General features: G+C 42.0%; 10 protein-coding genes. 3 read left to right on the forward strand and 7 right to left on the reverse strand.

The features are described from left to right. Positions 1–3: 3 nt before the first annotated feature. On the forward strand, positions 4–2,760 hold the full coding sequence (locus GD630_RS11265; RefSeq protein ID WP_143864919.1) for an alpha-L-rhamnosidase: 2,757 nt from the start codon (positions 4–6) through the stop codon (positions 2,758–2,760). Here the strand turns inward: GD630_RS11265 and GD630_RS11270 are convergent. Then, entirely contained in the window at positions 2,750–5,152 is a 2,403-nt protein-coding gene (locus GD630_RS11270; protein WP_152276039.1) for a glycoside hydrolase family 2 TIM barrel-domain containing protein, read from the reverse strand. The genes GD630_RS11265 and GD630_RS11270 overlap by 11 nt on opposite strands. Before the next feature lie 244 nt (positions 5,153–5,396). On the opposite strand from GD630_RS11270, the gene GD630_RS11275 reads away from it, so the two are divergent. After that, positions 5,397–6,353 (forward strand): polysaccharide deacetylase family protein, encoded by a 957-nt coding sequence (locus tag GD630_RS11275; RefSeq protein WP_143864917.1) that lies wholly within the window; start codon positions 5,397–5,399, stop codon positions 6,351–6,353. A gap of 140 nt (positions 6,354–6,493) precedes the next feature. Here the strand turns inward: GD630_RS11275 and GD630_RS11280 are convergent, their stop codons facing one another. Then, on the reverse strand, positions 6,494–7,804 hold the full coding sequence (locus GD630_RS11280; protein WP_143864916.1) for a rhamnogalacturonidase: 1,311 nt from the start codon (positions 7,802–7,804) through the stop codon (positions 6,494–6,496). A 140-nt stretch (positions 7,805–7,944) separates the two neighbouring features. Next, positions 7,945–12,279, reverse strand: a complete 4,335-nt coding sequence (locus GD630_RS11285) for a hybrid sensor histidine kinase/response regulator transcription factor (RefSeq protein WP_143864915.1) — start codon at positions 12,277–12,279, stop codon at positions 7,945–7,947. A gap of 238 nt (positions 12,280–12,517) precedes the next feature. On the opposite strand from GD630_RS11285, the gene GD630_RS11290 reads away from it, so the two are divergent. After that, positions 12,518–14,155, forward strand: coding sequence for a rhamnogalacturonan acetylesterase (locus GD630_RS11290; RefSeq protein WP_182505591.1), 1,638 nt, complete (start codon positions 12,518–12,520; stop codon positions 14,153–14,155). Positions 14,156–14,213: 58 nt separating this feature from the next. Here the strand turns inward: GD630_RS11290 and GD630_RS11295 are convergent, their stop codons facing one another. From GD630_RS11295 to GD630_RS11310, 4 genes are read right to left on the reverse strand one after another with little or no spacing between them, the layout of a single operon-like run. Next, positions 14,214–16,301 carry a rhamnogalacturonan lyase family protein gene (locus GD630_RS11295; protein WP_143864914.1) on the reverse strand — a complete coding sequence of 696 codons (2,088 nt, stop codon included), beginning with the start codon at positions 16,299–16,301 and terminating at the stop codon, positions 14,214–14,216. A 48-nt stretch (positions 16,302–16,349) separates the two neighbouring features. Next, positions 16,350–18,080 carry a RagB/SusD family nutrient uptake outer membrane protein gene (locus GD630_RS11300; protein ID WP_143864913.1) on the reverse strand — a complete coding sequence of 577 codons (1,731 nt, stop codon included), beginning with the start codon at positions 18,078–18,080 and terminating at the stop codon, positions 16,350–16,352. Between the two features lie 21 nt (positions 18,081–18,101). Continuing rightward, positions 18,102–20,966 (reverse strand): SusC/RagA family TonB-linked outer membrane protein, encoded by a 2,865-nt coding sequence (locus GD630_RS11305; protein ID WP_143864912.1) that lies wholly within the window; start codon positions 20,964–20,966, stop codon positions 18,102–18,104. Positions 20,967–21,003: 37 nt separating this feature from the next. Next, the gene (locus GD630_RS11310) at positions 21,004–23,019 is read right to left on the reverse strand and encodes a RagB/SusD family nutrient uptake outer membrane protein (protein WP_143864911.1); all 2,016 of its coding nucleotides are present in this window, start codon (positions 23,017–23,019) and stop codon (positions 21,004–21,006) included. Positions 23,020–23,032 lie beyond the last annotated feature (13 nt).

The raw sequence follows: 23,032 nt of genomic DNA on the forward strand, positions 1-23,032 counted from the left end.
AACATGAAGAAAAATACACTATTGATAGGTCTCCTGCTTGTCAGCGGAACCTTAGCGGCACAAGATTGGCCGGCAGTCCAAACAGAAGCACGTCCCGGAAGCAGATGGTGGTGGATGGGAAATACAGTCGATATTCCAAATCTGACTTACAACATCGATGAATATGCTAAAGCCGGATTGGGAACATTGGAAGTGACTCCAATCTACGGGGTACAAGGAATGGACGACAAAGAACTGAAATTCCTGTCACCCGAATGGACGACTATGTTAAAGCATACCCAGGCAGAAGCAAATAGAAACGGTATGCAGATTGATATGAATACCGGAACCGGTTGGCCTTTCGGAGGACCGGAAGTTACGTTGGAGGACGCTGCCACCAAAGCCATATTTCAGGAATACAAGATAGAAGGAGGGGAAGAAAGCACTCTCAATCTGGAGGTAAAAGACCCTAAGCAAGCAAAGGTTGCAAAGTTGAATAAAGTTATGGCCTACAATGCACAGGGACAGAAACTGGATATTACCTCAAAAGTAAAAGATTACCGGCTCACATGGAAAGCTCCCAAAGGAGAGTGGCGAATCATTGCATTATATATAGGAAAGACACAGCAAAAAGTAAAGCGTGCCGCTCCCGGAGGGGAAGGTTATGTAATGAACCACTTGGATAAGGGAAGCGTTAAACGTTATCTTGACAAATTCGACAGGGCTTTTCAAAGAGATAAGGTCACTTACCCCAAAACATTCTTCAATGATTCGTATGAAGTGTACCAAGCCGATTGGACACCTACCCTATTGGAAGAGTTCGCCCACCGAAGAGGATACAAATTAGAAAACTACTTCCCCGAGTTTCTGGATGAAAAACGACCGGAAATAACTACACGCATCATAACGGATTACCGGGAGACGATCTCCGACTTACTGATTGAGAACTTCACCCGGCAATGGACCGCATGGGCACATAAGCATGGAAGTATCACGCGTAACCAAGGGCATGGTTCACCCGCCAATCTGATTGATGTATATGCCTCCGTAGATATTCCGGAATGTGAAGGTTTCGGACTTTCCCAATTCCATATCAAAGGATTACGCCAGGATTCACTTACCCGCAAGAACGATTCGGACATTTCAATGCTGAAATATGCCTCTTCCGCTGCCCATATCACAGGAAAGCCATATACATCCAGTGAGACGTTTACCTGGTTGACGGAACATTTCCGGACTTCACTGTCTCAATGTAAACCGGATATGGATCTGATGTTTGTCTCCGGAGTGAACCATATGTTTTTTCACGGCACTCCCTATTCTCCCAAAGAAGCGGAATGGCCGGGCTGGTTATTTTACGCCACTATCAATATGTCACCGACCAATAGCATCTGGCGCGACGCCCCGGCTTTTTTCCAATACATCACCCGTTGCCAGAGTTTCCTGCAAATGGGTAAGCCTGATAATGACTTCCTTGTTTATCTTCCAGTATATGATATGTGGGAAGAACAACCGGGACGGCTTCTCTTATTCGACATCCACCAAATGGCCAAGCGTGCTCCGAAGTTTATAAAAACCATCCACCAGATAACCTCCAATGGTTACGATGTAGACTATATTTCGGACAAGTACCTCCAGAATACCCGCTACGAGGGAGGAAATCTCCGTACAGAAGGAGGCAGTAACTATAAAGCAATTATCGTGCCCGCTGTAAAATATATGCCGGAGAAAGTATTGGCACATCTTGTTTCATTGGCAAAACAAGGAGCAACAATTGTATTCATGGAGAATTATCCTAAAGATGTTCCCGGATTTGGTAATCTGGAAAGTCGCAGAAATGCTTTCACAAAAGTTCAAAAACAGCTTCCCGACATCAGCGATTTTAACCAAAGCATTAGCAGTTCATTCGGAAAAGGACATATCATAACCGGTACGGATTATGCTGCGACATTAGGTAAATGCAAGGTAATGCCTGAAGAGATGAAGACGAACTTCGGTCTGCAATATATCCGCCGCCAACACAGCACCGGACACCATTATTTCATCTCTTCCTTGCAAGACAAAGGAGTGGATAATTGGATTACTCTCAGTGTAAATGAACCAACAGCCATGCTGTTTGATCCGATGACCGGAGAAAAAGGAAAAGCGCAAACCCGGATAAAGGACGGAAAGTTACAAGTATATCTGCAATTACAGTCCGGCGAAAGTGTGATTCTTCAAACATTCGATCATCCGGTTGAGACTCAAGCATGGAAATATATCCAAGAGCAACCTGTCAGCCTCAGCCTCGACCATGACTGGACGTTGCGTTTTGTACAAAGTACCCCCGCTATCGAAGGAACTTTCGCTATCGATAGCCCGACTTCATGGACGGAAATCAACCATCCGAACGCAAAAATCAATATGGGTACAGGGTTATACAGTCTTGAGACAGTTCTGCCTACGCTAAACGCCGATGATTGGATTCTCGATCTGGGAGATTTACGGGAAAGCGCCCGCATACGCATTAACGGTAAAGAAGCGGGAACTGTCTGGGCCGCACCTTTCCGGTTAAAGGTCGGCAAATATCTGCAACCGGGCAAGAATCTGATTGAGATTGAGGTGACCAATCTTCCCGCTAACCGTATTGCAGAATTAGACAGACAAAACGTTCCCTGGCGCAAGTTTAAAGAAATCAATTTTGTAGGACTCAACTACAAAAAGAATAAATACGACAGTTGGGAAGTCCTTCCTTCAGGCCTCAATGGAGGTGTGAAACTGATTCCGATAACTACTTTGTAACCAACTTCTTTACTGCATCCTTCAGTCCTTTGGAGGATGCAGTTATTACTACTTCGCCACCGGAACGGTCCGAACGTAAGATCGCCATGATGAATCCTTTATGCAACTTCTTCGTATTTCCGGTAAATAACTCATCTGTAAAATGATCCCCATTGTCTACAGCAATCAGCCTTGCAGCTCCCGAAACCTTAAAAGTAACCTCGTCTTTAGTATCAGGTACTACCCTTCCTTTATTATCCACCGCATATACCTTTACATATTGTAAGTCCATCCCATCCGCTTTCCAATCCTCCGGATTCTCTACCACCATTTTCAAAGCAGTCGCCTCACCGGTCGTTTCCAACCTATGACGTGCCACCTCTTTTCCGTTATTCCGGGCAACTGCTATAATCTTTCCTCCTTTACCATATGGTATGTTTTCCCAATAAATGATATTGCGCCGGGTGATATCCGTCCGGTCATTCTTACGTATCCCCATAGATTTGCCATTAACCAGCAATTCCACTTCATCGGCGTTGGTATATGTATATAAGTTCTGCATACTGCCCGTTGCCCAGTTCCAATGAGAAGCCAAAGATAAACTTCCCACCATAATATCATTCCATTCAATGGCTTCCTTGCCATTATCCATCACTCCGATATGCACCAAAGGCTCTTCGCAGAAAGCACTCTTTATCAGATAGGCTTGCGGATAAGGTTCCAGACAATGATTGAAGAAAGAAAAGTTCCAGCCTTTCTTCGGCCATCCGTTCGATTCCCCCCAATACTCGATAGCTCCCCAATAGGCGAGTCCCACCATCTTATCATGATCCATGCCAAAGAAAGGAGCAGCAAGTTCATTCGTTGTAGCTTCGCTCTGATATACGGTCATGTGCGGACACTTTTCCAGATATTGGGCATAGTTCAGATAACGATAATTGAAACTTGACACTTCTGTTACAGTTGCCAGCTCGGGAGGATATACTTTTGTGTTAAATTCCGGTTCATTCTTTCCGATAGCTCCGGCACGTGCCGGAAACATAGCCACAGTCGTTTTACGAGTTTTATCATAACGCTTGACAAGCACATCGAAGATACGGTAAGTGGTGACACCCCAATCACCGGTAGGAAATCCGGCTAAGTCTTCCCGCATCTGCAATTCATTTCCCAAACTCCATAATATAACAGACGGATGATTGCGGTCACGTTTGATCCATTCGGGAATCATCTGATACCATAGTTGCGTGAAAGGAACTCTACCACCCCAATAGCTATTGTCGCTCCATTTATCAATCAGCTCATCCACTACCAAAATACCATATTTATCAGCTAGTTTCAAGAACGACTCGGAATAAGGATTGTGAGACGAACGAATGTGATTATAACCGAACCGCTTCATTAGCTGAAACTGCCGCTCGATAGCTCTGTCAAAAGCGGCAACTCCTACAGCTCCCAAATCATGATGGTTGGAAATACCCTTTAGGAACAATTTCTTGCCGTTCAGTTTAAATCCGAAATCAGGAGAGAACTCTAACGTACGAATGCCGAATGTCTCCGTCACACAATCAATAACTTTACCATCCTGCACCAAAGAAACTTCAGCAGTATAAAGATTAGGGGCCTCACAAGACCATAACTCGGGACTGTCTACCGTTACTATCGGAAGAGAAACCTCAACTGTTTGTAATTTCGATTTTTGAGGAGCCTTCCCTCTCGTACCGGCAACCGTTTTTCCGTCAGGAGCCAATATTCGGGCATTGATTTCAATATCCAGACTTTTATTGCGAATTCCTTCCAACTCTACTTGCACACTGACTTCCGCCCTTTGCTCCGTGATTTTAGGAGTAGAGACAAATACGCCATGTCTTGCAATGGCAATGGGATTCTTGATGACCAAATGAACATCCCGAAACAAACCGCCGCCCGTATACCAACGCGATCCGTCTTTTTTACCCGTTGAGGCCCAAACAGCCACTACATTATCCTCATCATATTTAAGCAAATCAGTAATATCCGTTTCAAAACCAAGATAACCATAATCGGTACTTCCTACCTTCCTGCCATTTACCCAAACATCTCCAACAAGCATAATGCCTTCAAAGTCAAGCAAGATACGTTTACCCTTCCATGCAGGATTTGCCTTAAAATGTTTACGATACCAACCTGTCCCCATAGCTTTAAAGCCACGTGCCCCTCCGGCGGACTCATCCCACGTTTGCTCTATCTGGAAATCATGGGGCAAATCCAGCACACGCCAATTATCATCATCATAAGTTACCAATTGAGCTTCTTTCAAATCACCGGCCCGAAACTTCCAATCAAAATTAAATAATTGCGATACACGCGGCTGTTCTTGCGCAAAGACTAACACTGATTGCAGTACTAAAAAGGATAATAGAATAAAATTTTTCATCTTAGATTGTTTTCTTAGTATTATTCTTAAATAATTGTACGGATGATCCATATAGTCATCATTCACCCAACAAAGATAAACCGGAAAATCATCTATCCCTATATAAATTCTACCGAATGCATATAAAATAATACACTTACAACTTCCTCATGTACTATTTTTCATGAAATCCGCACATATATCCATAGAAATGCTAAATCATATTCCCTACTTTTGCATAGTTAATATAATAAACTCAAATATCATGAAGAAATTTCTTTTTTACCTTTTTACTTTAGGACTCTTTTCAAACTATGCTTTCAGTTCAGATAGCATTTACGTCGCCCGATATAAAGGAGACAAAGCTTGTGCCATCAGTTATACCTTTGATGACGGATTGGCAGAACAATATACATTGGCTGCTCCCCAACTGGAGAAACGGGGATTTCGGGGAACTTTCTGTGTGAATGGCGCCAAAGTCAACAAAGACAACAAACACATCACAGATACCACACGAGTGACCTGGACACAGTTAAAAGAAATGTCCGACAAAGGTCATGAAATCACAAATCACGGATGGGCACATAAGAATTTCTCCCGTTTTCCCTTAGAGGAAATCCGGGAAGATATAGTAAAGAATGATAGTGCCATATTAGCCAATACCGGCGTCATGCCCCGTACTTTCTTTTATCCCAATAATAACAAAAAAGAAGAAGGCAAACGAATTGCCGTACAGAACCGGGTAGGAACAAGGACCAAACAACGTTCCATAGGAAGAAAATCCACTCCACGAGACTTGGAAAAATGGGTGGCGACATTAATTGCTACAAATGATTGGGGAGTGGGTATGACACATGGTTTGACGTATGGTTACGATGCCTTCCCGAATCCACAACGTTTATGGGATCATTGGGACAAAGTAAAAGCTATGGAAGATAAGATCTGGGTAGGTACTTTCCGGGAAGTAGCAGCTTATACCGAAGAACAGAAACATACGCGCCTGGACATTCGCCAACAAAAGAAAGGACTCATCATAACCCCGCAACTGGATCTGGATAAAGAGATTTTCACAGAACCGCTTACAATGGTCATTCAAAAAGAAGGTGTCAGAAAGATGACAGCCAGACAAGGAAAGAAAAAACTGGCAGTTCATAAAATTGGCGATAAATTCATATTCGATTTTAATCCTTTCGGAGAAGCAATCAAAGTTTATCTTAAATAAACAAGAAGGAGGGTGATAAAAAAACGCAGGATTAACGCAAATTATCGTATTATTTCGGTTATTAATCAACGACTTATAACATTATTTCTGCGATAATTTGCGTTAATCAGCGTTTTACTTTTGAATTTCCATCCACCCCGTTAGCGTACCTCTTGCGAATTGACCTTTACATTCTTAACTACAAAACGGTCAACAATACCCTTATCAAACTGGCCTTTCTTCGCCCGGATATTCAAATCCTCAAAACAAAAATCTGACAACTGATATTGGTCAGACTTTTTCACATTGAAGAAAGTAGTACAATCCAAATCTATATTACGCATAGTAATATTATTAGAATATGAGATAGGGATATCTTTCCGGTCTCCTAAATTATAGAACTGAGTCCACGGTGCCACATAGATAAAATCTCCGGCATTTCCTTTTATATCTTCCACCAAAATATATTCGTATTTCTGCGGAGTATCGGGACGCATCTTTAAATGCAGAAGAATACGTGCCTGATCCATCGTACTGCGACGGAATATTACATTGCGGTTATGTATTGACTCACTCCCGCAGGTCAAAGCACTGTGACAATAACCATATCGGCAATCTTCAATAACAATATCATAGTTGCCGCCATTATTGACATCTTTGTCCGCCCAAGGACCTTTGCCTCCCTTTAATGCCACCGCATCATCGCACACTGACATATAACAATTCTTTATCAACACATTGTTACAGACATCCAGATCAACAGCGTCCGTACTCGGGGCCTCCATCGGCTTGCGGGGAGACGTTATATGAAGATTCAATAGTTTCACGTAACTGCATTTATAGTAATGAGTAGTCCAAAACGGAGAATTGGCAATACTGATTCCTTCTATCTGAACATTCTTGCAATTAGACAAATAAATGATACGGGGACGCTGCTCATCCATATTCGTACAGTTCGGATTCCACTCCCGACGCAACCAAAACGCTTTCCAATAACGGAAACCATTGCCATTGAGCATGCCTTTTCCAGAGATAGTAAAACCGTCAATGCCGTCTGCATTAATCAAAGCTGTATAATACTTTACCGTTTGTCCTTCCATGCGGGTAAGCTGAATTCGGAAATCACCCGCATCATCACTTCCTTTCAATACGGCATTTTCTTCAAGATACAAATGCGTCTTCGGTTTAAAGAAAAGCGAACCGCTTAGAAAAGTCCCTTTAGGAATCACAATGACTCCCCCGCCATTCTCCGCCGCCCGGTCAATCACATTCTGTATCTGTTCGGTTTGTAGTTTTGTACTGTCATTAACTACTCCATAATCTGTTATCCTATACTGCTTACCGAGCGAATTTATATTCACGCTCTCATTATTCCTGAACCAGTCAGGAATCAGTTTACCATCAGGGAACTTATCTTGTCCCAAAACCTGCAAGCCGCAGCAAAGTGTGATAAATGCAATGATCAATTTCATCTTCGATATTACTTTTTTTGATTAAACTTGTACATTGCAAAGTTATCACATCCACCGTAAATAGGAATGGACTAAAATAACAGAAGAATGCACTTTTGTACATTCTTCTTTAATAATTCATATAAAATCGTTCATTCCTATTAGTTTTCCGGTCTATTTTCTTCTTGTTCACCGGTTTTCTCTTCCGGTAGCTCTTCCTCCGATACAGCATCTCCGTCTACTCCGCGCTGATACACAGAAGGCGCTACACCAAAATACTCCTTAAAACATTTACTGAAATAGAACGGACTATTAATCCCTACCCGATAAGCCACTTCCGAAACCGTCAACCGTTCATCCGACGATAATAGCTCGGCAGCTTTCTTCATACGTACTACACGTAGATATTCATTAGGGGAATAGCCTGTCAAGCCACGCAGTTTTCTATAAAATACCGTCCGCCCCAATTTCATAAATTGTGCAAACTCATCCACAGAAAACTCCGGTCGGGACAGATTACGCTCCATCACAATATCCAGCCTTTTGGCAAACTCTTTATCCCGGTCAGTAGCACAAATCGTAGTGCGCACTCCCTTCTCACTGGAGAATTTCTCTTTCAGTTTATCACGCTGTTCTATCAAACGGAATACCCGTGCCAACAATAGTTTGATGCTGAAAGGTTTCGCAATGTATGCATCGGCTCCGGCCTCAATACCTTCCAGGTGTTTTTCCGCAGAATTCAATGCCGTCAACAAAATTATCGGTATATGACTGGTTGCAAAATCCGTTTTCAGCTTCTTTGTCAATTCAAACCCTGTCATTCCCGGCATTAGCACATCACAGATTATCAAGTCCGCATCATACGTAGTCGCTTTTTCGAATCCGGAAATTCCATCAGCAGCCACTTCCACCTCAAAATACACGCCAATCTCTTCCTGCAGGAATTGACGGATATCATTATCATCCTCAATGATCAAGATTTTCCGTTTATTCAAAGGAGTCGTCATTTTATCCTGTTCGGGCAATTCTTCCGGCAATTGTTCGGAATGGTGATTCCGGCTATCCGCTTCTTGCAACAGCACATTACCGGCAACCAGAAAATCTTTCTCTTCATAAACTGTCTTATCTGTCGGAATACATACCGTAAACACAGAACCGCCACCTTCGTTATCTCTATACTCAATAGTCCCCTTATGCACCTGTACCAGTTCATGACTCAAATGCAAACCTACTCCAATACTGTCACCTGAGAAATTACTTTGCATAAAACGTTTGAATAACTCATTCTGCTTCTCTTTCGGAATACCGACTCCCGTATCTGAAACCTGAATCTGCAAAATCTTCTTCACCTCATCCACATTTACAGACAGGATAATAATGCCGTTGGAAGGAGTATATTTAAATGCGTTGGAAAGCAAATTATAAGTCACCTTATCCAAGTTACCCTTATCAATAAACATTTTGTAAGAAGGGACGGAAGGCTGGAATCGAAAATCCATCGCTTTTTGTTCCGCCACATCACCGAAACTCAGAAATATCTCGTAGAGGAAAGCAATTACATCCGTCTCTTCAAGTGAAAGAGCCAGTTTATTATTCTGCATTTTCCGGAACTCAAGCAGCTGATTAATAAGGCGCAGCATACGTTGAGTACTCTTATCCATTGTCTTTAACGGATGTACCAACTCACGCGGAATATCAGTCACACGCTGTATCTTTTCCAAAGCCCCGTGAATCAATGTCAGAGGGGTACGGAACTCATGAGATATATTTGTAAAAAACACAAGCTTGTATTCCGTCAGTTGCTTCTCTATATTGATACGATTGCGTAAGCTATTGAAATTATGGATAATACGGAAGGCAAGATACAAGGCTATAATCAATACCAGAATATAACCGAATACCGCCCAATTAGTCTTCCAAAACGGAGGAACCACAACAATCTTCAAAGTAGTCTCATTTTCATTCCATATTCCCGAGCCATTGCAAGATTTTACATGCAACAGATAGGTTCCCGGATTGAGATACTTAAAAGATGCGAAATTAAGAGAAGACGGAGCACTCCATCCTTTATCATAATTCTCCAGCCAATACATATATTTCGTACGTCCGCTATCCGAATAGTCCAGTGTTGAGAAGTCTATCAGAATGGAACTTTGATAATATTTCAAAGAAATCTCATCCGAATAGGCTAGTGACTGTTGCAAAGGCGAATCCTCCATTTCGGGATTCATCTGGATTCCATTCACATACAAATTAGTGAAAACAACCGGAGAAAAAGAATCATTGTTTTGTATCTTCTCCGGATCAATGACAATCATTCCATAGTTTGTTCCAAAAAGCAACTTGCCGTCTTTTCCCACACAAGCACTGTTCTCACTATATACATTTCCTAAAGTATAAGAAGAGAAATAATAATTATCAGAAGAATGAGTAACCGGATTAAACTTCGAAATACCATACTCGGTAGCCACCCATAAGTCACCGTTTTTATCTCCGAGAATGGATTGGATAACATCATTTACCAACCCTTCGTCTGTTCCGTAATTCTCATATTTCAGCAAATCATAGTTTTCTTGTGGTTCACAAAGATTCAATCCCGACCCCGACGTACCAATCCACATACGCCCCTCATCGTCCCGATAGATACATTTAATTTCATTACTACAGAATTTACCGTTCGTGTAGCTGAACAAATGATAATTATCAGCATCGGCAATCAATGAGTCCGGATGGAAAATGCATATTCCCTCGCTGGTTCCCACCCAAACCATACCGTTCTCGTCTTCTTCTATCACACGAACCATCCGCAGGCCTAACCTTTCCTGAAAAAAGTGCCTGAATTTATATCCCCCGTCCGCAGTCGGTTCAGCCAAATCAAGTCCTCCCCCGAAAGTACCTACCCACATCCGGCCTTTCCGGTCACGATAGATCGAAAAGACATCATTAGCGGATAATGTAGTCGGATTCGAAGGATCATTGACATACCATGAATCCGCTATCTTTAATCCGTTTCCACGAGTACCCATCCACATTTTCCCTTCTTTATCCTCAGTAATGGCATAAATGTTGGAATGAAAATACTGATTTGTCATCTTCGAATGGAAATCCGAGTCAATGGTATACAGTCCTCCCCTACGCGTACCAAACCAGATATCTCCGTCGGATGTCTTAGTCAGCATACGAATGGTATTCGAACGGTCGAACAAATCGGGAGATTCCGGATAAATACGGGAAGTACCTTCGTTCAGAACAGAGATATGGGATAATCCGGAATACTCTGAACTTACCCAGATTCCACCGGAACGATCCTCCATCACATAAAGCAGGAAATCTGAAGCGATATGACTTTTATCGTTTATATTGGCCAGAAAATGTTCCAATTTATCCTCAGCCGTATCATAGGCAAAGAGACCATTACCATACGTAGATATCCAGATAATGCCACGCGAATCGTGCACAATATGATAACGCTCAAAATCGATATAGCTCAACTTATCTTGGGGAATCAACCGGAATTCCTTTATTTTTCCACTATCGGCTGTGATATAGGTAAGACACCCTGTGTGATTAAAAATCCAGTAATCACCACGATTGTCCATTGTTAATTTGCCATTTTTGATATTCAGGCGGGAATCCGCAGCTATTTCTCCGGTACTGAAATCATACGTATACACTCCGGTAGTAGTAAGGATCACCCATTGGTCCTTCAACAGAAAATTCCCGGTAGGTGATGTTTTTCCCGCAATAGAAGCAATAGAAGCACATTTTTTCATCTTTTGCGTAGTAGCCTGATAACAATAGACATCTCCCTCTTCCGTCAGAAAATACATATCATTCTTATAGGACTGAGAAAAAGCAAAATGAACCAACCGGTCTTCAATCCTGTACTGACCGTTAGAAACGGATACTAATCCGCTCTGTGTCCCAATCCATATCCGCCCATCCGCATCCTCACTGACAAACCGCACTCTATTGTCCGGCATATTGCCCCGTTCTGTTTTAAACACAGTCGATGTCATCTCTCCGTTATCCTGATGAACGATTCTCCGACAACCATTTCCGGAATGCCATAACCACACATCACCATTGTCCGCTACGAATATAGTCGAATAGTTCTGCCTCAAATCTCCGCAACCTGTATAATCAACGAAACGTGCACGCTGAAGGTCATAGCAACTGATCAATTCCGGTGTCGTAGAAATCCATAGAAAGCCATCCTTGTCTTCAGTAAGGTCAAAAATACGGTTATCAGACAACGATACTTTATCTCCGGCTTGCGGGCGGAATGTCAGAAACGAATTACCATCATAACGGCTCAGTCCATTCAAGGTTGCCAGCCATAAGAATCCTTTAGTATCCTGATATATATAGCGAATAGAATTGTTGGGCAAACCATCACTTGTTCTCATTTGTGTAGAGCGAAGTTCAGTCGCCCCGTAAATGTTCAGCACAAAACCAATAGATAAGATGAAGAATAAGATATGTCTGTTTATCATAATAGATTTTCAGATTAATAATGAATTAGACAGGCAAAAGTACTAAAAAAACAATACACAAAGGTACAGGCCATAGCTTTTTATTAAAATAGAATATTGTACGTAATTATATAGAAATTGTGATATAACCTCATTCAGACTGTACTATGCACAATATTGAATAAGTATGAATGAATTTATATTGAAAAGAAGAAGAACACATCGTACTTTTGCACCAATTATCTATAAAAAATAAATCATGAGAAACAAGTTATTTTATTATTTATGTTGGCTGACAGCCGTCACAGGCAGTTTGCAGGCGCAAGCACAAAATAAAGTGGCTGCTCCGATGAAAGATGTCAATCAAGTAATCGACAACACGTTGGATAGTCTGAACAAGGCACGTACAGCCAGACCGATAGCCGGTTCCAGCCGGAAAGGCGATAATCCGGTATTATTCCTAGTCGGTAACTCCACCATGCGTACAGGTACATTGGGAAACGGAAACAACGGACAATGGGGATGGGGATTTTATGCGGGCGACTACTTCGATCCGGACAAGATCACAGTAGAGAATCACGCATTGGGAGGAACCAGCAGCCGTACTTTTTATAACCGTCTTTGGCCGGATGTCATCAAAGGGGTACGTCCCGGAGACTGGGTTATCATAGAACTTGGCCATAACGACAATGGCCCTTATGACAGCGGCCGTGCCCGTGCCTCTATTCCGGGAGTAGGCACAGACAGCCTGAACGTGACAATCAAAGAAACCGGAGTGAAAGAAACGGTATATACATACGGAGAATATATGCGTCGTTTCATCCGTGATGTCAAAGCCAAAGGCGGACATCCCATCTTGTTCTCCCTTACTCCACGTTATGCCTATGAAGATAAAGACAGTACTATCATCAAACGTGTCAATAAAACATTCGGTCTATGGGCAAAGCAAATAGCAGAAGAACAGAACGTACCTTTTATTGATCTGAATGACATTTCAGCCCGCAAATTTGAAAAGTTCGGTAAAAACAAAGTGAAGTATATGTTCTATATCGACCGTATTCATACCAGTGCATTCGGAGCAAAGGTCAATGCCGAATCTGCCGCTGACGGTATACGAGCCTACGAGGGACTGGAACTTGCCAATTACCTAAAGCCTGTCTCGCAAGACACAAAGACCGGTTCCAGCCGGAAAAAAGGACGACCGGTATTATTCACCATCGGTGACAGCACGGTGAAAAATAAAGATAACGACAAAAATGGTATGTGGGGATGGGGCAGCGTAATAGCCGATGAGTTCAACCTTGACAAAATATCCGTCGAGAACTGTGCTATGGCAGGACGTAGTGCCCGCACTTTCTTGGATGAGGGACGTTGGGATAAAGTATACGAAGCTTTGCAGCCCGGTGATTTTGTACTCATTCAGTTCGGACACAACGATGCAGGAGCTATCAATACAGGAAAAGCCCGTGCAGAACTACGTGGTTCCGGAGAGGAAAGCAAAGTTTTTCTAATGGAAAAGACCGGCAAATATCAGGTAGTATATACTTTTGGCTGGTATCTTCGCAAATTCATCATGGATGCCCAGGAAAAAGGAGCAATTCCTATCGTATTGAGCCACACTCCACGCAACAAATGGAAAGACGGAAAGATAGAACGCAATACCGATTCTTTTGGGAAATGGACACGTGAAGCAGCAGAAGCTACCGGAGCCTATTTTATTGATTTGAATAAAATCAGTGCCGACAAACTGGAAAAAAAAGGTATCGAAAAGACAGCCGCTTATTACAATCACGACCATACGCATACTTCTTTAAAAGGAGCACACATGAATGCCGAAAGTATTGCGGAAGGATTGAAAATGGTTAATTGTCCGTTGAAGGATTATTTGAAGAAATAAAACATAAAAATCCCTCGATATGACGTGGCTCTTACGTATATCGAGGGATTTTTATGTTTTATTTCATTGTTTCCGCACCTACATAATATCCCAGGTTAGTACCTTGGTTATACCCCATATTCTGCATAGCTTGAGACATATCATAATTATGATCTGTCATCAGATGGCGAAGTCGGTGAGTAGTCGGATGATTTGTAGAGAAAATATAAATAGAACGATAATCACTAGAGCCTAAGATAACCTCTTCACGATAATCTCCCAAGAAATCTCCGTAATAACAAGGATTATATTTGGTTCCATGATTTCCATCATTACTACCATAATGACCAAAATACACTAAACGGCTCTTATTCGTTTTATTTACATCCGGATTATCTTTATAACTTACAATACAAGCACGATCATACATTTCCCGTGTTCCTTGCCCGCTCCAATAGATAGCAGCATTATACATCACACCACTACCGATACCTGTCGGGTAATTGGTAGAAACAACTCCACCACCATTACAACTATACATACCGGACTGTAAAGATGAATAATACTCAAATCCCGGACTGTCCGGATCTACATCGCCAACAATACAACGTCCCACATCACCATTCTTACCCGCTCCGTGCCCGGTTATCAGGCTGCCGTCTCTCGCATCAATTACTTGACAAGCATATCCAAGCCCCTGCACGCTATAAGTATCCTCTTCTTCAAAGCTGGCAACTATTTGTAATCCGCTACGATTTTGGATGAATTTACCCACATACAGACAGTCACCATGTCCGTTTCCGGTACACCATAATTCTTTCCCATTATCATCAATCGCCGCCGAACCATACAGTATCTCATCTTTTCCATCACCATCCAAATCTGCAACACGGAAAGCGTGCGAACACATTGCCAACCATTTTTCGCTATGATCAGCAGTATCAAATTTCCAACGATTCACTAACTGGTTACTTTGCAAATCAAGTGCCCATACTTGCCAGTTTTTATAAATACCTCGAGAAATAATCAGGCTTGGATTGCTTTTTCTTACACCAGTCTTCTCATCAGGTATACCATCCAGATAGGCTGCTCCGATAAAGAAACGGTCCATACGATTTCCATAATCATCTCCCCAATAAGAATTCCAATATTGGGCACGTGCTACTTTTGACTCATCCTCACGGCCACGAGGTATATTGGGAGTTCGGGTAATTTCACAACCGTCAAAGCCACGACAGATAGAAATATACTCAGGACCTTCCAACACTAGTCCGGCAGTAGAATACAAACTTTTTCCGGAATACCATCCCACACCGTTCGTATCTCTTAAACGATAATCATTCACGAACCCATTGGCATCAGTAATAATTCTTCCGTTAGGGAATTTAGTACCTTCGGATGAACGGAATGCAATTTCACACAAACCATCTCCATCGAAATCATATAAGATATAAGAGGTATAATGTGAACCGGAACGAATGTTTAGTCCTAAATCTATACGCCATAAAAAGGTACCATCCATTTTGTAAGCCTCCAAAAGAGTGGTCCCATTGTGCCATCCTCCTTGATTAGCTCCATCATACGGTTCTCTCTTGACTACAATTTCCAATTCTCCATCTCCATCCAATTCACCCAATTGTATATCATCAGGAGCATACGTCAATGCTGCATCAGGTACATCACTTCTTAGTACAATTTCCCGATAAAATTTTGTTGCCATATCAGAAGTATACGTATAGTCGCATAATGTTTCTTCTTGACCGGCCAATGTCACCCGATAATAATTAGTCTTTGTGGGATCAATATTCTCATCCACCCAACAAGTAGTCTTCGTTATCGCTTCTTCATTCAACTTAACTTCTTCGCCCCCATCCTCCGACTTATAAATATCGAAACCTACATCTTCCGGATCTGTCAATAACATTCTCCAACTAACTAACGCAGAAGAAATTCCTGTTGCATTATGTTCATTAGTATCCGACATAGGGTCATAGCTCACCCACATTGCACGGCTTCCCGTAATAATCTCCGTAGGCAGGTCTTTCAATGGTTCTTCCACAATATTATTATTGAAATCCGGTTCCTCATCCACTATCGGTTCAGTATCCGAACATGCTCCAAATGTTAATAATCCAAACAGTCCTAGTATATATAATAACTTCTTCATATTCTGCTTTTAATATTAAACAATCATTTTTCAATTCCGGGGTAACCTCTACCACCCCGGATTCTGTGTCAAATTAGGATTCTTTGCTTTCTCACTTTGCGGAATAGGAAAGAAATACATCTTATCATCCCATTGTCTATTCACAGTAACACGCCTATATGAATACGAATCCCCACTCTTATATATTTTCATTTCATCAATACTGCTGAAATGTTTGTCGCCTTCCTTCCAACGGCGCACATCCCAAAAACGATGTCCCTCGAATGCTAACTCTACCATACGCTCATTCTGGTATTTCTCCCACCATAACTTATTATCCAGACCTGCGGGAAATTTAGGCATATTTACCTTTGTACGCCGACGAGTTTTGCTCACCATCTCATTGGCAGGAATAGGGAATTCATTATTGGTAGCATAAGCAGTACCTAAATATTTGAATAACGCTTCTGCGTAATTCAGGTAGAACTCACCCAAACGATATATAATCCATGTATGATTATCCGTCGTAGGTTTCGCTGTCGTAGTATTAATACTTGTTTGGCAATATTTTTTCAAATAATAACCTGTAGGCGTCCCTCCACTCAGGGGTTCCGCATTTGCACCTCCCTGATAGGTTTCCAACGCAGTTTCATTCCAATTCGGCCATTTTGTATCACCATTCTTAGCAATAGTTTTCTCAAATCGAGGATCACGTCCTTCGTAATAAGGTTTATTTTTATCATAATCCGCTTTCTTATCAGGTCTTTCACCACCGTCCTTCAACTCATAGGCATCCACCAATGTCTGTGTAGGGCAGTTTCCACCTCGACAGTTCTCCAGTCCGACAGGAAAATTATATTTCTCAAAAGAATTGGTAGCACGTATGGCACGACAACCGAAAATGAGTTCATCGATTGCAATACTATAACTTTTTGCATCCCATAAATTCTCGTAGTCATCTATCAGTCTCATACCGGCATCTTCGCAAGTCTCGATCAATTCCTTATTGGCCTTGGCTGCGCGATACCACAACTCCTTGTACCCTTGACTCCCTTCCTGGTGAGAATTGAATAACGGACTTGCAGCATACAGAGCCGTACGCGCTTTCAATGCCAGTACAGTACGTTTGTTGGCACGCCCTGTTTCCGCCGATTCACCGGAAGGTACCAAAGCCCCCAGGTTATTATAATCCGGTATAATCAGATCTTTTATCTCGTCACATTCTTTAATAATCCAGTCGAATACCTCTTGGGCAGGTTTACGTGTTAGCGTATTCACCTCAGTGGTTGACAATACATGGTCGGTAAATGGTACATCCCCATATTGTCTTACCAAATTAAAGTAGAAATACGCCCGCAGGAAACGGACTTCATACTGATAGTTATTATAGCGATACATTTCAGCTTCATAGTCGGAAATTTGTTCATACTCCGAGAATGTCAGTCCGGTAAATTCCTCCAGATAATTATTACAATTAGCAATTGCTTTATAACAGGAAGTCCACATACTGCTTTGCGCATTCACCGGACTCCATGCCCCATTGTAAAAAGTCTCAATAGCATTGCCTGTATAGGAATATTGTGATTCATCCGTAGCAGAACCAAGAATAGCACCACTATAATTTCCGAAATCAGAGTCGAGCGACTGGTAAATGTTAGATACCAATCCTCCTACATCATAAAAAGTACGCTTTACATAACCCGCATCATAAGGATTGTATTCCGAATATTCCATCTGGTCCGCACAAGAAGAAAAAGCGAAGATGGTCAGAACACCATATATCAAATTATTCAGTTTCATTCTTTACCTCGTTTTTAATAATTAAAACCCTATCTTAACACCTACTATCACACTCTTAGTCAATGGATTCGTCGCACCGTAAGATTCAGGATCCGCCACGTCAATATGGTCAAAGCAGAGCAAATCTACTCCCCGTACATACAATTTGGCACTACCTAATATTTTTGTCCGCTTCATCAGACGTTGAGGGAATTTATAATAAACTTCCACATTGCGCAATTTCAAGAATGAACGGTCGGCAAGCCAGATCGTATTAGTCTGATAATTATTGGCATTACTCTGCGAACTCAGACGCGGATATTTTGCATTCAAGTTCTCCGGAGTCCAGCGATTTTCATAATAGTGCGTGGAAAGTGATGTATTGTTAATCAACGGCCAAAACATACTCTTTGTATTCAAGACGGCAGAATAGTTTCCTGTTCCCTGAAACATAGCATCTAATCCAATCCCCTTCCATTCTGCTCCCAAATGGAAAGAATAATAAATTTCCGGAGCAGCCGTACTATATCCAATAGCGGTCACATCGTTTGCATCAATCACTTCATCTCCATTTACATTTTTATATTTGATATCACCGGGAACTACTGTACTGAAGTTCTGTACCGGGCTACTCGCGATCTCTGCCTCATCTCTGAAAATTCCTTCTGCTACCAAGCCATATACTTGATTCAACCGGTGTCCTGTCCGTTTCAAATTATCATATAAACGCGGTTCTTCTCTCTGTTCCTTAATCTCGTTCCGGTTAAAAGCAAAGTTTCCTCCGGCATTAACAGTCCAGTCACCCCATCGCTTCGTATAATCCAAACCGAACTCAGTGCCCCAACTATCCACAATACCAGCATTTTCATAAGGAGAATCCATACCAAGTACTGTTGAGTATTGACCGCTAGGGTCCACCCAAATATCTTTTCGACGTTGATAATATCCTTCTACCGTCAAATTCAATCCTTTGAACAGTGTCGCATCCACCCCCACATTATATTTATAAGCTTTCTCATGTGTCGAATTTATTGTAGCCAACCGATTCATGTAAGTAGTTCCAAAATTGGATCCATAACCGACATCAAACAGATAGCGTGTACCCGTTGTCGTATAGATTTGTTCCCAATAGTTATACACTGAGTTGTCACCGTCTTTCGGTAGATAATCAGCATTAATAACACCAAACGAAGCACGTAACTTTAAAAGATCAACCCAAGAAACCTCTTTCATAAAGTCTTCTTCCGAAAGCACCCAAGCTGCAGAAACAGTTGGTGAGAAAGCCCATTTATGTCCCGGAGCCAATAGATTTGAGGCCGATCCGACCAATGCCAGATCTACATAATAACGCTTATTGAAGCCATAGTGAGTATACCACGATACATTTTGACGATATATACTGGTATTCACTCCATAAGTGTCACGAAATTCATACTCCCATTTCAACTGCGAATAAACATCATGTTTGCCGAACGAACGACTATAATCAAAACCTCCGGAGAAATTGAACTGACGTGCCCAATCGTTTGTATCGGCACCGGTTGCCATCTCACTGGGTTTTCCACCTGTAACAACTGTGTACAACGGACCACCGGCGCTTGAATCCTGCCAGCTAGGTGTATATCCCCTATAAGCATACGTCTTGCTATGATCTTCCCAGATGGAAGAGTAGTTGTCATAAGCCAAACGAAAACTCACACCTAGCCCCTTCACTAATCCGGACAAATCTTGAGATAAAGTCAAATCTGCCAGCAAGCTACGTGTATGTCCCTTACTATAAGCTGCTCCTTGCGATTGTGCCACCGGATTCATCGTACCTGACCAAGTGGAACTTCCTCCCCACGAGCCATCATCTGATAGTATAGGAAAGGCTGCGGAAGGAATCGAATAAACCATATCCCACAAATCCGTACTAGAGGTTCCCGGACGACTTGATTCAGACAATGAGCCGAGAAGATTTAATTTGAGTTTGGTAGTACTCGTCAGGTCAATATCTAAATTTGTGCGTAAGTTAGCACTAGAATATTTGTCTTGTGTAGAATAACCGTCATTCATATTAGCATTGGCAACAAACCCTTTGTCTGTCATCAACCCCAACATAGCATAGTAACGGAATTTACTGCCACCTCCTGTAAACTCAATATTATATTTATTAGAAACTCCCATATCACGGAATGTTTCATCAATCCAATCCACATTCGGATAAAAATAAGGCAATTGCACATTGATACGATCACCTAGCCCCTTCACTCTTCCATAACGGAACGCATGAATTTCGAGAGGAGTATAACGTACGTCTAATCCTTCGTAACCTCGTGCCTCGTTCACAGCTTCGGCATAAGTAGCCGCATTTACAAAATCAGGACGACGTGATTGGAAATTGATTACATGATCGTAAGTAAACTTTATTTCCCTCGAATGATATTTTCCCCGTTTGGTTGTTATCAGAATAGCTCCATTAATACCTTTATAACCATATAACGCCACTGCAGCGGCATCTTTCAATATAGAGACCGATTCTACCTCTTCCGGTGACACAAGGCTCATATCACGTTCCAACCCGTCTACCAAAACTAACGGTGAACTGCTAGATAGGCTTTGTAAACCACGTACGTAAAAAGTAGGTTCCGTACTGGAAAAGTTACCCGCATTCTGTAAGGCTGTTAATCCTAGTCCCTGTCCGAAAAGAGAGTTAGAGATATTCTTTGACGCCCTTTTATCAAATTCTTCATTATAAACGGTAGAGACTGCCGCAGTCGATTCATGACGACTGAACGTCCGGTTAGCCCCTACATCTACAGTGACGGAATCTCCAGACACTCTTCCTTTATTATCCATATTCTGTGCTCCTATCGGCATACCCAAAGATGCCAACAGAGCCAGTACCAGCATTTTATTATTTTTCATATCACTGTTCTAAAATCAATTTTACTCATGTTTCTCATCACCAGCCGGGATTTTGAATCAAACCGTATCCTTTGTTGATTTCATTCTGAGGAAACGGAGACAGATACCATTTCGGATCGAATCCCTGCGTCCACCAAACACGTGCTCTGTTATGCAACTCAAATTTCTGATATTCGAATCTCGTAGGCTGCATGGCATTTTTACCAAACGCATCTGTTCCATCTCTCCAAGGTTTCTCTATACGGTTACCCGCCTCATCCAAGCGATAAATTAATAGGCCATGCAGTTTCTTTTCAAAGCGATCTGCACGTTTGTAACGAATCAAGTCAAAATATCGACTGTCTTCCATACCTAATTCACAAGCACGTTCACGAAGTATTTCCTCTAATAAAGCATCTTTATCACTCGTCAGATTCTTATTCGGGAGACAATCTTCCAGTTTACCTAAACCAACGCGCTTACGTACTTCATTCACCCAATAAAGAGCATCTGTGAAATTATTATCGGCTTGTAATAAAGCCTCTGCATACGTCAAAAAGAGATCAGACAAACGAAGATAAACCCAATGAATAGGTTGGCGTTCATAATCACTATCGCTCAAATAATATTTCATATTATCATATCCGGTAGCAAAACGCATATTTTCCAATGCAGGAGCCGTCTTTGCATCTGTACCTCCCACCCACAATTCCCATGGGTAATCACTCATTTTAGGAGAAGACCATCCCAAATTTCGAGGTATATTGTTCACAATAACAGATTCGTATAACCGTGGATCACGAGTCAGTATGAGATTGGAAAGAGTATTTTCTCCATTAACAAACTCGCCAGTCAAAAACATATCGTTCAACTTACCTTCTGTATCCGCCTTATTCCAGTCAAAAGGTGTTCCATCCGCCCAAGGAAACATTTCAACATACTCTTGGGTGGGAGTATAAGAGTTACGTCCATTATTACACCAAGTACGCCATATATAAGTAGAGGACCCACCCGGACGTTCATAGCCCGCTACACGTACGGAATGCAAGACCTCAGGACTATCCAGAAGGATATATCCCATCCGATAAGCATACCGATATTCAGTAGGAGTAGGATTGTCACCTGCTGCTTTCCGCAACTCATAGAAGCCATTTGACTCTATGGCGTTGAAAAACTGCCTGCAATATTCAAGACATTTATTCCACAAATCGGGACGTTTACTTCCATACCACACCAAATGTTGTTGCTCCGCCTCACTACGTCCACCGGCATATCCTTGAGTATCATTGAACAAAGGAGAAGCAGCAAACTGCCATAGCTTACATCGCAATGCCATAGCCCCTGCTAATGTCCAATGACCACCATCGGAATTAAAATCAGCTCCTTCATACGACCATTTCAGGCCACCGGAGCCAATAGCCTCCTCCAGCATTTTATCCATATAGTTCACGGTTTCTTCCACCGTAGCGCGCGGTAATTGGTAATTTGTCTCTGTTCCCGTAAACGATGAATAAATGAGCGGTAACCCGCCATAGTGGCGGAACATATCAAAATAGCGAGCAGCAATAAGGCATTTTGCTTCTGCTTTCATCTGCACTTTTTCATCTTCTCCCATGCCAGGAACTCTGTCTACGTTTTCCAACAGTAACCAGCACCACCGCACAGTCTGCCAAACACCTTCACGAGTATATCCGAAAATATCCCCACGAACACCGTAATTAGCAGTATGTGTACCACTATAATAACTGTTATAAATTGTAGTTCCCGAATAGTGAAGTTGCCAACAATCAGTCAATGCATCAAACTTTCCTGTATAGGGATTAGAAGAATCCGGAAAGTCGTCAACAGAAGAATTTACGTAAGGTAAACCATAATATTGGCGGCTATAACAGGTGTTCAGAAACTGCCGGGTATAAGTGACACTATTGAATATAGTATCTTGAGTAGCAGATCCACCCGGTGCTTTTTCGAGAAAGCTGTTACCGAATTTAATCTCGTCTACGCAAGAAGTCGCTCCTATACCAAGCACTCCTGCTATCATTGCTCCGATAAACCATTTATATTTTTGTTTCATAATAATCAATCTT

The organism is Bacteroides zhangwenhongii (assembly GCF_009193325.2).
Classification (GTDB): domain Bacteria; phylum Bacteroidota; class Bacteroidia; order Bacteroidales; family Bacteroidaceae; genus Bacteroides; species Bacteroides zhangwenhongii.